The sequence below is a fragment of the Marinomonas posidonica genome, assembly GCF_043643765.1.
GTDB classification, from domain to species: domain Bacteria; phylum Pseudomonadota; class Gammaproteobacteria; order Pseudomonadales; family Marinomonadaceae; genus Marinomonas; species Marinomonas posidonica_A.
In genome coordinates this window covers 220,969-235,502 of sequence record NZ_JBHZSP010000005.1, presented here as the reverse complement: position 1 = coordinate 235,502, position 14,534 = coordinate 220,969, and the positions used below count along the sequence as shown (strand labels likewise).

11 protein-coding genes and 1 tRNA gene are annotated in these 14,534 nt (G+C 44.0%); 3 read left to right on the top strand and 9 right to left on the bottom strand.

Going from position 1 to position 14,534, the window contains the following annotated elements; genetic code table 11:
• Positions 1 to 129: 129 nt before the first annotated feature.
• From ACHUFM_RS07930 to ACHUFM_RS07905, 6 genes are all read right to left on the bottom strand, one after another.
• Positions 130 to 219 (bottom strand) — tRNA-Ser (locus ACHUFM_RS07930).
• Between the two features lie 68 nt (positions 220 to 287).
• Positions 288 to 476 (bottom strand): carbon storage regulator CsrA, encoded by a 189-nt coding sequence (gene csrA, locus ACHUFM_RS07925; protein ID WP_013795210.1) that lies wholly within the window; start codon positions 474 to 476, stop codon positions 288 to 290.
• A 146-nt stretch (positions 477 to 622) separates the two neighbouring features.
• Positions 623 to 1,864, bottom strand: coding sequence for an aspartate kinase (locus ACHUFM_RS07920; RefSeq protein ID WP_394181203.1), 1,242 nt, complete (start codon positions 1,862 to 1,864; stop codon positions 623 to 625).
• Positions 1,865 to 1,911: 47 nt separating this feature from the next.
• The gene (gene alaS / locus ACHUFM_RS07915; protein WP_394181201.1) at positions 1,912 to 4,527 is read right to left on the bottom strand and encodes an alanine--tRNA ligase; all 2,616 of its coding nucleotides are present in this window, start codon (positions 4,525 to 4,527) and stop codon (positions 1,912 to 1,914) included.
• 214 nt (positions 4,528 to 4,741) lie between these two features.
• Complete coding sequence (gene alr, locus ACHUFM_RS07910; RefSeq protein WP_394181199.1) at positions 4,742 to 5,842, bottom strand: alanine racemase; 1,101 nt, start codon at positions 5,840 to 5,842, stop codon at positions 4,742 to 4,744.
• 12 nt (positions 5,843 to 5,854) lie between these two features.
• Positions 5,855 to 7,108, bottom strand: coding sequence for a D-amino acid dehydrogenase (locus ACHUFM_RS07905; protein WP_394181197.1), 1,254 nt, complete (start codon positions 7,106 to 7,108; stop codon positions 5,855 to 5,857).
• A gap of 191 nt (positions 7,109 to 7,299) precedes the next feature.
• Here ACHUFM_RS07905 and ACHUFM_RS07900 point away from each other — a divergent pair, with 191 nt between their 5' ends.
• Positions 7,300 to 7,740, top strand: coding sequence for a regulatory protein RecX (locus tag ACHUFM_RS07900; RefSeq protein ID WP_394181195.1), 441 nt, complete (start codon positions 7,300 to 7,302; stop codon positions 7,738 to 7,740).
• Positions 7,741 to 7,826: 86 nt separating this feature from the next.
• Here ACHUFM_RS07900 and ACHUFM_RS07895 read toward each other — a convergent pair whose 3' ends face one another.
• The 3 genes from ACHUFM_RS07895 to ACHUFM_RS07885 form a co-directional block, all read right to left on the bottom strand.
• Complete coding sequence (locus ACHUFM_RS07895) at positions 7,827 to 9,395, bottom strand: coiled-coil domain-containing protein (protein ID WP_394181193.1); 1,569 nt, start codon at positions 9,393 to 9,395, stop codon at positions 7,827 to 7,829.
• 160 nt (positions 9,396 to 9,555) lie between these two features.
• Positions 9,556 to 10,611 (bottom strand): recombinase RecA, encoded by a 1,056-nt coding sequence (recA, locus tag ACHUFM_RS07890; protein WP_394181191.1) that lies wholly within the window; start codon positions 10,609 to 10,611, stop codon positions 9,556 to 9,558.
• 100 nt (positions 10,612 to 10,711) lie between these two features.
• A complete protein-coding gene (locus tag ACHUFM_RS07885) occupies positions 10,712 to 11,209 on the bottom strand; it encodes a CinA family protein (RefSeq protein ID WP_394181189.1) in 498 nt (165 codons plus the stop codon).
• 78 nt (positions 11,210 to 11,287) lie between these two features.
• Between ACHUFM_RS07885 and mutS the strand changes: the two genes are divergently transcribed.
• On the top strand, positions 11,288 to 13,921 hold the full coding sequence (mutS, locus tag ACHUFM_RS07880; protein WP_394181187.1) for a DNA mismatch repair protein MutS: 2,634 nt from the start codon (positions 11,288 to 11,290) through the stop codon (positions 13,919 to 13,921).
• A 129-nt stretch (positions 13,922 to 14,050) separates the two neighbouring features.
• Positions 14,051 to 14,374: a ferredoxin FdxA gene (gene fdxA / locus ACHUFM_RS07875; protein ID WP_063331490.1), complete on the top strand. Its 324-nt coding sequence runs from the start codon at positions 14,051 to 14,053 to the stop codon at positions 14,372 to 14,374.
• The last annotated feature ends 160 nt before the right edge of the window (positions 14,375 to 14,534 follow it).

Genomic DNA, 14,534 nt, shown 5'->3' with positions numbered 1-14,534 from the left:
CCGAGAGGATTCGAACCTCTGACCGCTCGGTTCGTAGCCGAGTACTCTATCCAGCTGAGCTACGGATGCGTAACTACAATTTTCAACCTTACAACTCAGAAAGGATAGTCTCTGAAAGGTTGACTTGAATGGCGGAGAGTGAGGGATTCGAACCCTCGATGAGTGTTAACCCATACTCCCTTAGCAGGGGAGCGCCTTCGGCCACTCGGCCAACTCTCCAAACAAGTGCGGCGTAGTATATACTGCTCTAACGCCATGTAAAGACTTTTTGGAATTTTTTTTAAAAATTAATCCTCAGAATCTTGTCCATCTTGCTCTTTTTGAATTCGAAGATAAATTTCTTCACGGTGAACAGAAACATCTTTTGGTGCATTGATACCAATACGCACTTGATTTCCTTTTACACCCAACACAGTAACGGACACTTCGTCACCAACCATCAAGGTCTCACCAACACGACGAGTCAAAATAAGCATAAGAATATCTCCCTGTAATTGCTATATTCTAAAATTTTATTAATAGATACAACCTACAATGCTGTAGGCCATTTCCTACAAGACATATTCTAGCCGCTCAATAAAAATTAAACCATCGCAAAAAACAAGGATTATGTATTCATTTGTTACGCTTCGCTAACACCTGCAGCAGAATCACTCAATTTGAAAGCAGAATGTAACGCACGCACCGCTAACTCCATGTACTTCTCATCAATAATAACCGACACCTTAATCTCTGACGTAGAGATAAGCTGGATATTAATCGACTCTTCTGCCAAAGCTTTAAACATAGTGCTCGCCACACCAGCGTGAGATCTCATACCTACCCCGACAATAGACACCTTCGCAATCTTAGCGTCGGATAAAACAGATTTCGCGCCCAATTCCTCAGCAATCTGATTTAATGTCTGCAGAGCCAGCTCATACTCATTACGATGCACAGTAAAAGTAAAATCAGTAGTACCATCTACTGAGACGTTTTGCACAATCATATCTACTTCAACATTAGCATCACTGATTGGCCCAAGGATTCTTGATGCCACACCCGGAATATCAGGAACACCTTTTAGCGTCAGCTTCGCTTCATCACGATTAAATGCAATACCAGAAACAGCAGCTTGTTCCATATCAAGTTCCCCATCAGTTGTAATTAGCGTGCCTTCACCATCTTTAAAACTGGACAGTACACGCAACGGCACTTGGTACTTACCAGCAAACTCAACAGAACGAATCTGCAACACTTTTGAGCCGAGACTTGCCATCTCCAACATTTCTTCAAAAGTAATCTTATCCAATCGACGAGCACTGTCTACCACACGAGGATCCGTGGTATACACACCATCCACGTCGGTATATATCTGACACTCATCGGCTTTTAACGCTGCCGCTAACGCCACGCCCGTCGTATCAGAACCACCCCGCCCTAAGGTCGTGATGTTGCCAAATTCATCTGCGCCTTGAAAACCAGCAACCACCAGCACTTTACCTGCGGCCAAATCCGCCTTCATCGCCTCAGTATCAATTTCCTGAATACGAGCCTTGCCGTGGGCGCTGTCAGTCGTAATACGCACTTGAGAACCTGTGTAAGAACGTGCAGCAATACCTCGCTTCATTAGAGCCATAGATAACAAAGCAATCGTCACCTGCTCTCCTGTAGAAAGCAACACATCCATCTCACGTGCATCGGGCGTAGATTGAATACTTTTTGCAAGCTCAATCAAGCGATTCGTCTCACCACTCATTGCAGACACCGCCACAACAATATCATCGCCTTGCAGCTTATGCTTCTGCACTCGATCCGCCACGGCTTCGATACGCTCTATTGTACCAACTGAAGTACCACCATATTTCTGAACTAACAACGCCATAGTCTTATCATTACCTAAAAAGAGCCCGACTCATCGGGCTAAACATTTTAAACTCTTTCCGCAACCCAATCAGGCACGGAAGCAAGAGCACTTGGTAGCGCATCTGGATTATTACCACCGGCCTGAGCCATATCAGGACGACCACCACCTTTACCATCGACTAAAGGCGCAACCATCTTAATAAGGTCACCCGCTTTTACTTGCTTTGTCAGCTCTTTGGTCACACCAGCAATTAAACTCACCTTACCGTCATTAACCGCAGCCAACAAAATAACCGCCGACTCTAGCTTGCTCTTCAATTGGTCCAGCATATCACGCAGTGCTTTTGGATCTGCTTCAACTTGAGCGACCAACAGCTTACCGCCATTAATATCGACCGCCTGAGAAGCTAAATCAGCTCCCGCCATGGCGGCCAACTTGCCTTTGATCGCATCCAACTCTTTCTGCAAAGCACGAGCCTGATCGTTAAGCACTGTTACTTTATCTAAAACAGACTCTTTATTCCCTTTCACCAGTGACGCGACCTGTTGCAAGGTGTTTTCCATCGCCCGGTTCACTTCCACAGCCGCTTTACCTGTCACTGCTTCGATACGGCGAACACCGGCTGCGATACCGCTTTCCGTGATGATTTTAAACAAACCGATATCGCCAGTACGCTTAACATGCGTACCACCACATAATTCGATGGAATAGTCAGCACCCATGGTCAATACACGCACTTGGCTGTCGTATTTCTCACCAAACAGCGCCATCGCACCTTTGCCTTTTGCTGCTTCAATATCCATGATATCGGTTTCAACAGCATGATTTAGACGAATTTGCTCATTTACCATGTCTTCAATTTGTTCAATTTCAGCGGCAGTTACACCTTCAAAATGAGAGAAGTCGAAACGCAAACGCTCCGCATCCACCAAAGACCCCTTCTGCACAACATGGTCACCAAGAACACGACGCAAGGCTTCGTGCATCAAGTGTGTTGCCGAGTGGTTCAATGCAGTGGCTTGACGCATGGAGCTATCCACTTGCGCAGTCACTTTATCTCCTACCGACAAAGTACCTTCTTTTAATTCACCATGATGAAGATGCGCTTTACCTTGCTTGGTTGTATTGCTCACTTTAAAAGCCACATCACCACGTAACCAACCTTGATCACCAACTTGCCCACCAGACTCACCGTAGAAAGGTGTGTTTTTCAGCACTACTACCGCTTGTTGACCGGCTTCAAGTGTTTGTACTGACTGACCATCTAACAAAATGGTTTCAACCTGACATTCATCTTCAAGCTTGTCATAACCAGTAAACTCGGTTTCGGCATCCAAGCTCACACTGCCGGACATATCCATACTGAAGTTGCTTGCCGAACGCGCACGCGCACGCTGTGCTTCCATCGCGGCCTCAAAACTCACTTCGTCAATTTCCAAACCGTTTTCACGAGCAACATCATTGGTTAGATCTGCAGGGAAACCATAGGTATCATAAAGCTTGAAAACTGTCTCACCAGAGAGCACTTTACTACCATCCAATTGCGCAATGGCTTCTTCAAGAATGCGCATACCTTGATCTAGCGTTTTGGCAAACTGCTCTTCTTCTTTTAACAAGATAGACGTTACGCGATCTTTTAGCTTACGCAATTCTGGGTAAGCATCACCCATTTCGATATCCAATGCGGCGACCAATTTGTGGAAGAAGGGTTTGGCCTGACCTAATTTATTACCATGACGTACCGCACGGCGAATGATACGACGCAACACATAACCACGACCTTCATTCGACGGCACAACACCATCCACAATCATGAAAGAACAAGAGCGGATGTGGTCTGCAATAACACGCAAAGATTGCGCTTCCAAATCTTCAGTACCAACAACGTTGGCCGAGGCTTTGATTAGATTTTGAAATAAATCAATCTCATAGTTACTGTGCACGCCTTGTAAAATCGCCGCAATACGCTCCAAACCCATCCCAGTATCAACCGAAGGCTTAGGAAGCGGAGTCATGTCACCATTTGCAGATCGATTAAATTGCATGAAGACGACGTTCCAGATTTCGATAAAACGATCACCATCTTCTTCTGGCGATCCTGGTGGCCCACCCCAAATATGCTCACCATGATCATAAAAAACTTCTGAACAAGGACCACATGGACCAGTATCCCCCATTGCCCAGAAATTATCAGATTGATAGCGGCCACCTTTATTGTCACCAATGCGAATAATTTTCTCTGTAGGCAAACCGATTTTCTTATGCCAGATATCAAAGGCTTCATCATCGTCTGCGTACACAGTGACCAAGAGTTTTTCAGTTGGCAGTTTCAAGACTTGTGTTAAAAACTCCCAAGCATAACTGATGGCTTCGGTTTTAAAATAATCACCAAAACTAAAGTTACCCAACATTTCGAAGAAAGTATGGTGACGTGCTGTATAACCGACGTTTTCCAAGTCGTTATGCTTTCCACCAGCTCGAACACAGCGCTGAGATGAGGTTGCTCGCGTATAAGGACGTACATCGTCCCCAAGAAAAACATCTTTAAACTGCACCATACCAGCGTTAGTAAACAGCAAAGTAGGATCGTTACCTGGAATCAGTGAGCTGGATTCAACTATCTGATGTTGCTTACTTTCGAAGTAAGACAAAAATGACTGACGTAACTCAGAACTCTTCATAATGGGGTGAGTCTCTATCTCTATATTTCTGGGCGAATTAGGGCTGCGCTGACCGCAATAAACAAAATGCGGCCACTATGCAACGAAAAGCACAAAATAGTACACGCAAAGGATAGGTTTTTTCAAAAGAAACCGCAGGAAATTTAAGCTTATTTTGTGCAAATCCTACACAAACACCTCTTTTCTGAATGAAAAGAGGTGTTTCACAGGAAGATTAGGTCGTTTTCGTAGTGGAAAAATAACGATAATGAGGTCGAGAAGTCATACGAGTCACCACTTCGTATCCTATGGTGCCAGCATAATCAGCCACTTCTTCTACAGGAACCTCTCCTCCCCACAAAACCACTTCCTGACCCAGCTCCATCACCATATCAGAATCATCAGGCAAGCGAACCGTAATCATATCCATAGAAACACGACCCGCTAAGTAACCCGCCTCGCCCGCAATACGAACTGGCGCACCGTTTTCTGTCACGCGAGGATAGCCATCACCGTAACCTACAGCAACGGTCGCTAGCTGATGCGCTTGCTCCGCCTGATAAGTGCGACCATAACCCACCTGATCCCCTTTTTGTAAATGACGAACCGAAATGATCTTTGACGATAAAGTCATAGCTGGTTTCAACCCCAACTGCACACCAGCAACACCCGCAAAAGGCGAGATACCATACAACATGATGCCAGGGCGAATCCAGCCACCGTCAGGCACAGACCATTTCATGATGGCAGCTGAATTGGCCACACTGGCCTCAATGTCACCAATATCACGGCGTGCACTTTCGAAGTAGGCTAATTGCTCCATAGTCGTCAAATCAGACAAATCGTCGGCGCAAGAGAAATGCGTCATCAACAAGACATCATCTACCAAACCACTTTGACGCAATTGAACCACCAAATCGTTAGCTTCCGCTTTATCAACCCCCAAACGATGCATACCCGAATCCAGTTTGACAAACACCTTACCAATCTTTGACTGACTTTCTAACAAACCCGTCAATTGCTGCTCATTCTCCAGAGCAGACCAAAATCCATGCTGCTCGCACAACTGCCATTCCAAGGGTTCAAACACCCCTTCAAGCAACATAATTGGCGATTCTATGCCCGCGTCTCTAAGCTCAATCGCCTCTTCAATCGCCGCAACGGCAAACGCATCCACGTCTTTATCCAAGTGCTGAGCCACAGGCACTGCACCATGCCCATAGGCATTACTTTTTACAACAGCAAACGCTTTACAGCTTGGCTGAAGTTTTTTAGCAAATTGATAATTGTATAAAATTGCATCCAAATCGATGCTGGCAACTAACGGCCTAGCCATAGATATTCCTTACTACTGATAACGCTTAACCGACAAGTCAGATGAATCGACTTCCGTTTGATTGCCCACCATGATATCCGCAATCACCGCTGCAGAACCACAACTCATTGTCCAGCCTAGTGTTCCGTGCCCAGTATTAAGATACAAGCCGGCCACATTTGTCGCTCCTACAACAGGCGTGCCATCCGGGGTCATAGGACGCAATCCCGTCCAATACTCAGCCTCCGCCAACTGACAACCTTGACCAAACAAGTCTTCCACCACATGACTGATGGTTTCGGTACGGGATTTTGGCAATTCAAGATTGTACCCTGTCAACTCAGCCGTACCCGCTGCACGAATACGTTCACCAAGGCGAGTCACCGCCACCTTGTATGTTTCATCCATCACAGTAGAAACAGGAGCGTATTGCGTGTCTGTAACGGGAACTGTCAGGGAGTATCCTTTTACTGGATAAACCGGAATATCAATATCACAAGCTTTTAATAATTCTTTTGAATAACTGCCTAGACAGACCAACACATGATCAAAATCCTGCAAACCATTTTGCGTAACAACGCCGCGAATTTTACCAGATTCAACAGACAAAGATTGAATATCAGTATTAAATTGAAATGAGACACCTAACGCATCGCAATGCTCTTTTAAGGATTGGCAAAATAAATAACAATCGCCCGTTTCATCTCCAGTCAACCGAAGACCACCCTTAAACTTATTGATAACAGGAGCTAAGCCCGGCTCAACCTCAATAATCTGCTCTGGCGTCAGCATTTGATGTGGTACATTTAAAGCCAGCAGCACCTTGATGTCTTTAGCGGCAGCCTCAACTTGCTCTTCCTTACGAAACAACTGTAAAGTCCCGCCTTGACCATTATCGTAACGAATACCAAGTTCCTTACGCAAAGCAATAAATTGATCGCGACTGTACTCAGCAAGAGCCATCATACGGGATTTATTAGTGTTGTATGCTCCCTCAGTACACTGCGACAGCATCTTCCCCATCCACAGTAGCTTTTTCATTTCTGGATCAGGACTAATTTTCAGCGGCGCGTGTTTTTGCATTAACCATTTAATGGCTTTAAGCGGCACTCCTGGCGCCGCCCAAGGCGCAGAATACCCTGGCGAAATTTGCCCCGCATTCGCAAAACTGGTTTCCAATGCCACACTAGGCTGACGATCAATTACCGTCACCTCAAACCCTTTTTTCGCCAAAAAATACGCAGATGTTAAGCCAACAACACCCGCACCTAATACGCAGACCTGCATACCGCCTCCAATAAATCAATAAGTCGTTTAGACTATAATCACACACAAAAAGCAGTTTTATAATCCATTTTAATAGCAAATTAAAGACAAAAGAACCAAAAAAACAATAATTAAAAGACATATAAACTATTATATTAAGTGAATTTAGTTGATGACAATGGCACAATGCCAAAAACACAGAAGACAAGACTATGAACACGCCACAATTAACGACTTATGACCATGCCTTACTCTTATTAAATCAGAGAGAGCACGCTTGTGCCGAGGTCGCCGCTAAACTAAAACAAAAAGGACATTCAGAAGAAGATATTGATAACGTCATTAAGCAATTAAAAGAATTGAACTATTTAAATGACGAACGATTTGCGGAAATTTATGTGAGAAGCAAAGCCAACCGATCGCTTGGCCCCACTCGAATCAGACAAGAGTTAATACAAAAAGGGCTTTCTAATGAGATCGCTAAAAATGCCCTAGAAGAAGCAGAATGCGATTGGTACGAATTAGCCAAAGACGCAAAAATTCGAAAATTTGGCGAACAACCACCTCAAGACTTTAAAGAAAAATCAAGGCAAATGCGCCACTTACAATACAGAGGCTTCGATTATGACCAAATACAATATGCAATGTCATAATCCGATCTAGAAAACTAGCAATCAAAGACGCTAAAGGAGCTTTCAAAAATAGCACTAGAGAACCAGAAACCTAGAAACCTAGAAACCTAGAAACCATCTTCACCGGCCATAATCGCATTGAGGTATTTTTCCTCCATCTCGACATAACTTTGTTGAACTGAATCAATTTTTTTGTCCAGCTCATCTACCTTATGACGTAATTTAGAGAACTCTTCCGTTTGTGCCTGTCCATCATACAGCTCGGTAATTAAGCGTTTTCGCTCGACTTCAAGCTCGTCATTTATTTCTCGAAGGTTCTCAAGCTCTTCTAGCTCTTTTTCTAATAGAATATCGCTATCCTGAAATTCTGGATTTACCAGTGACTCAGGGTGACTCAATTTATACTCAAGGTTTTCGCGAAGCACTCGTGCCTTCTCTAAATCCCGCTCCAAAACCTCAACATAAAGCTCTGAATCATTTACCATTTGCCGTAGCTCTTTAATTTTTAAAGCTTGCTCCGTTGCGAACGCATCGGATACTTCCGTTAAGTCCCCTTGTGAAAGCAAGTCTTCCATATTTCTCATGGTGCTTAGCTCTTCATCGATGACACTGTAAATATCAGTTCCACTCGATTCACTCCCTGCTAACTGAGCTGTCTTCTGCGCCAGCGCTTCATCTCGCTTAACAAGATCAATATTTAAGTTATGTTTGATATTATGTAGATTTTCAAGCTTTGACTCTAAACGCTTAATCACTCGACTACTTTCCAGCAGAGACTTCTCAAGTCTAGCCATAGCAATATCATACTCACCAATATGGTGATCTCCATTGCCTTTAAGCTGACGCATTTGTGCTTTCAATTCTTCAATAATGGCTTTCTGGTTAACAGCAAGCAGCTTAAGATCCGCCACCTTGTCATCCATTTCAGAACCGACTGCATTCAGAAACTGCGATTCATCAACACCACCTAAAAAGTCCTCCAGAGCCTCTATGTATTCAGGCGCAACACCACTTTTTTTCACATCTTCTAGGTGATGTTTTAGACGCTCGGCCAACTCAAACATACTGGCAATCTCAGATCGTAATAAACCTAAAGATTCATCTAACTCCGCTTCTTTTGCGAGTTGTGCCTGTAACTTATCCAGTTGAGCGTTTAAATCAGCGGTAATATTGACATGATTAAAAATTTTATCACCAGTTCGTTGAATAACTTTATTCAGCTCACGTAGGACGGTTTGATTCACTTTGAGGGATTTCAATAAAGCATCAATCTCTTGAGCCTTGTCTATCTTATCGAGGATATTCTTGAAAGCACTAAGTAAGGTGGTGACCTCTATATCATCCAACCCTTCTTCGATAATTTTAATTTCTACATCTAAAAAAATCGACCAACAGGATAAAGAAGCTCGTCCTTGAAAATCCTCTTTCGCCAACTTAGTTAACAACTGGCCACAGATTAATTTTTGCTGATTCAGTAACGCCAACCACTGTTCTTTTTCTGAAGCTTGAGCAGGATCTGAGGGCAACATGATATCACTTTCATTATCCCCCTCCCCTTCATTGACATTGTCAGTATTTAGTTGCTTTTTTAGTGATAAATAGCGAACCACAAGCACCACAAAAGCCACCGCGAACATCACACTGGTTGCAATTAATCCCCACTGCCAAACCAACATAGCACAATCTTCCTATTTATCAGTGAATAACCCCTATTACTTATCATAGAAGTTTATGACTCATGACACCATAAAACCTACATTTCTTAACTCATCTACCGTAAAAAACAAAAAAGCAGGCACTTGGGCCTGCTTTTCTTAACAATACTCAAACTTCACACTAGAAATCGAGCTGTTCTGCTTCCTCTTTTTCACTGGTCGCATCTTCTGCTTTAGTACGTTTTGGCAGCAACTCTTCACGAATCTTAGCTTCAATTTCTGCCGCAACCTCAGGATTGTCAGATAAATATTGCGCCGCATTCGCTTTACCTTGACCGATTTTATTCCCACCGTAAGCATACCAAGCACCAGATTTATCCACCAAACCTTGTTTAACACCAAGATCAATAACTTCACCCATACGATAAATACCGGCACCGTACATAATCTGGAATTCTGTTTGTTTAAATGGCGGAGCTATTTTATTTTTCACTACCTTCACACGGGTTTCATTACCAATGACTTCATCACCCTGTTTAACAGAACCAATACGACGAATATCCAAACGAACAGAAGAGTAGAATTTCAGCGCATTACCACCCGTCGTCGTTTCAGGCGAACCAAACATCACACCGATCTTCATGCGAATTTGGTTAATGAAGACCACCAAGCAGTTAGCGTTCTTAATAGAACCCGTCAATTTACGCATGGCTTGAGACAATAGACGTGCTTGAACACCAACGGATGAGCTACCCATTTCACCTTCGATTTCAGATTTCGGCACCAAAGCCGCGACCGAATCGACAATCACCACGTCAACACTGTTTGAACGCACTAACATGTCAACGATTTCAAGTGCTTGCTCACCAGTATCAGGCTGGGAAATCAACAAGTCTTCCAGATTAACACCCAGTTTTTCAGCATAAGAAGGATCCAAGGCGTGCTCAGCATCAATAAAGGCACACGTCTTACCTTGTTTTTGCGCTTCGGCAATCACACTTAGTGTTAATGTGGTTTTACCAGAGGACTCTGGACCATAAATTTCACAAATTCGACCAAAAGGAAGACCACCAGCCCCCAAGGCAATATCCAAACCCAAGGATCCAGTTGACACTGTCTCGATGTCCATCTTAGTGCCTTCACCCATTTTCATGATGGCACCTTTACCAAATTGACGCTCAATTTGAGACAGCGCAGCGTCTAGCGCCTTTTTCTTGTTATCTGCAATAGATGACATAATGGAATCCTTAATGACTGAATGTTCAATTTTAATGCTGGTAACTTTATCGTTTTTTTTTCCGAACCTCAAGAAAATACTGTATAAAAAAACAGTAATATTATCTTTCCATTAAAATACAATCTATCACCCCTTGTAACGCCTCCAACACGGCCTTTTGCCGTATCTCTTTTCGACTCCCTGAAAATTGAAAACGCACAACCTTGGCTTCATTTCCCAACAACTGCCAACCAATATAAACGCAACCCACTGGTTTTTCTGTCGAACCACCACTGGGACCAGCAACCCCACTGACAGCAACCGCCACATCACCGCCCAACAGCAATGCGCCACGACACATTTCCTTTACCGTTGCTTCGGATACTGCTCCGTGTTCTGCTAACGTAGCTTCGACAACAGACAATCCTTTTACTTTTGCCTCATTAGCATAACTAATAAGCCCACCAAAGAACCAAGCAGAGCTACCAGACAATTCAGTGCAAGTCGCACCAATCAACCCACCAGTACAAGACTCAGCCGTCACCAGCATACGTCCATCTTGTATTAACAATTCTGCTACCTGCTGCGCTCTTTTCAGCATTTCTTGCTCATGATTCATTGTGCTTATCTCTTAAAACCTAGACGAATATCCCGTAGAATAACCCTCAATTTTTTGGATCACAATTGAGCAGTTTAAATGAGCAAAACATCAGCCGATAATCATACCCCCATGATGCGCCAATACTTTGGCCTCAAGTCACAACATCCAAATCAGCTGTTATTTTATCGCATGGGGGATTTCTACGAGCTCTTTTACGATGACGCCAAACGCGCCGCTCAATTACTCGATATTACCTTAACGGCTAGAGGCCACTCTGGCGGGCAGCCCATCCCAATGGCGGGCATCCCCTTCCATGCCGCCGAAAACTACATTGCTCGCTTAGTTCGCATGGGCGAGTCAGTCGTGGTCGCCGAACAAACGGGGGACCCAGCCACGAGCAAAGGGCCGGTAGAGAGACAAATTGCTCGCATTGTCACCCCTGGCACCATCAGTGATGAAGCCTTCCTAGAGGAAAAGCGTGAAAACCTTCTGCTGTCGATTGCTCATCAATCTCGTAAAGGTTTAGACATTTTTGGCTTTTCTTATCTCGACATGGCCAGTGGTCGCTTTTGCCTGTTTGAAGTAGATGGACATGAAGCTTTAGCAAATGAGTTACAGCGACTGTCCCCAAGAGAAATTCTCATCTCAGAAGACTTTCCAGCTCGAAAAACACTGCAACTAGAGAAAGGCATTGCGGAACTTGGCCCATGGCACTTTGATTACGAATCCAGTTACCGTCAGCTTATTCAGCAATTCAATACCAAAGACCTTTCCGGCTTTGGTTGCGAAGCCTTAACCGCAGCCATTGCATCGGCTGGTGCTCTTTTACAATACGCAAAAGACACACAGCGTTCAGCTTTGCCGCATATACAAGCCATCATGGTTGAACATAAAGACGATTCTGTTTTGATTGATGCCGCCACACGACGTAACCTAGAAATCGATATCAATTTAACAGGTGGCACCAGCAACACACTTAGCCAAGTGCTAGACCAATGCGCAACCCCAATGGGCAGCCGACTATTAAAACGCTGGCTTCATACGCCGGTAAGGGATTTGAATGAAATTCAATCTCGCCAAAGCGCTGTTGCAGAATTAAAAAGCCAATTTTACTACCAACCTTTAAACAGCGCTTTAAAAAAGGTCGGAGATTTAGAACGCATTCTGTCTCGCGTTGCCCTTCGCTCTGCACGCCCGAGAGATCTGTTACGCTTAAGATTCGCATTAGAGATGATTCCACTGATCAACCAAGATTTAGAAAAGGTTAACTCAGCTCGATTGAGTCAATTAAATCAGCGCATTAAGGCACAACCCGAGCTCACCGAGACACTGACTAAAGCCTTGGTTGAAAACCCACCATCCGTAGTAAGAGACGGTGGTATTTTTGCGACTGGCTACGACCCAGAATTAGACGAGCTACTATCTCTATCGACCAACGCAACGGACTTCTTAGCGGAAATGGAACGAAGCGAGAAGGAGCGCACTGGTATCAGCTCACTCAAAGTTGGCTTTAACCGAGTACACGGCTATTACATTGAAATTAGCCGTTTGCATTCAGAACAAGCACCAGTGGAATACATTCGTCGCCAGACCCTTAAAAATGCCGAGCGTTTCATCACACCAGAGCTAAAAGCTTTCGAAGATAAGGCTCTTAGTGCCAAGTCCAAAGCACTTGCTCGTGAAAAAGAGCTTTACGAAACCTTATTAGACCTGTTGAACCAGCATTTAGGTGAGCTACAAACCACCAGCCAAGCACTCGCACAACTCGACGTTCTAAATAACTTTGCAGAACGTGCTGATCAACTCAACTTAACACAACCGGAGCTCCACACAGGACGCGGCATAGATATCACCGCAGGACGTCACCCTGTGGTCGAATCGGTCATTTCAGAACCCTTTGTACCGAACGATTTGACCTTAAACGATCAACGATCTTTATTAATGATCACCGGCCCTAACATGGGTGGTAAATCCACCTATATGCGCCAAATTGCCTTAATCACTTTATTGGCACATACCGGTTGCTTCGTGCCTGCTGAAGCCGCTTCGATTGCGATCGTCGATCGTATTTTTACACGTATGGGATCGTCTGATGACTTAGCCGGTGGTCGCTCTACCTTTATGGTAGAAATGACGGAAACCGCCAACATTTTGAACAATGCCACACAAAATAGCTTAGTTCTAATGGATGAAGTTGGACGCGGCACCAGTACTTTTGATGGCTTGTCATTAGCTTGGGCGGCAGTTGAATATTTAGCACAAAAATTAAAGTGCTACGTATTATTTGCTACCCACTACTTTGAATTAACCGGCCTTGCAGAGCAGTTAGAGAATGCTGAAAACGTTCACCTCACGGCCACAGAATATGAAGATGAAATTGTCTTCCTTCATAAAGTTCATAGCGGTCCAGCAAGTCAATCATATGGACTGCAAGTAGCTCAGCTAGCAGGTGTACCGAAAAATGTTATTCAACAAGCCAAATATAAACTTAAAGAATTAGAAACGGTTACAGGAATTGAATTAGACGATACGACGCAAAACTCTGTAGCAAATAACCAAACGAGCTCAGCACCGCAAACGATGATGTCCAATCACTCCCCACTACAAGCTGATTTATTTGTACAGGCCGAGCAGGATGGTCTAAAAGACAGCATTGCGTCATTGGATTTAGACAACATGACGCCAATCGAAGCCATGAATCAGCTATATAAACTAAAATCAACGCTATGAGCATCGAAACGCGGTATAAGCTAATACCAGATAAATTTAGTCTATTTGGGATTCTGACTTGCCGCCAAACAGCCTATGCCACTAAAATAGGCGGCAATATTTTTTGTAAAGCTTGTGAGGAGAAGTCGAATGGCTTTCATCGTTACTGATAACTGCATTCGCTGTAAATACACCGACTGTGTGGAAGTCTGTCCAGTAGATTGCTTCTATGAAGGGCCAAATTTTCTGGCCATTAACCCAGACGAATGCATTGATTGTGCACTTTGTGAACCAGAGTGCCCCGCCAATGCTATTTTCTCAGAAGATGAATTACCAGAAGAGCAAGAAGTGTTTGTTGAACTGAACAAAGATCTTGCCATGATTTGGCCAAACATCACAGAGAAAAAAGATGCGTTAAGCGACGCAGCAGAATGGGATGGCGTAGAAGACAAATTGGAACATCTTGAGCGCTAGAGCTACATTCTAGAACGAAAAAAAGCGACCACGGTCGCTTTTTTAATATCCTATTATTGACATCCAGTCTCGCCAAATCCCTGTTGGCCAATCATCCTTCTGGCCTAATCCTTTCTGGCCATATGCAACATCCTGTCTGACATCCTTCTCGTAAAAAAGA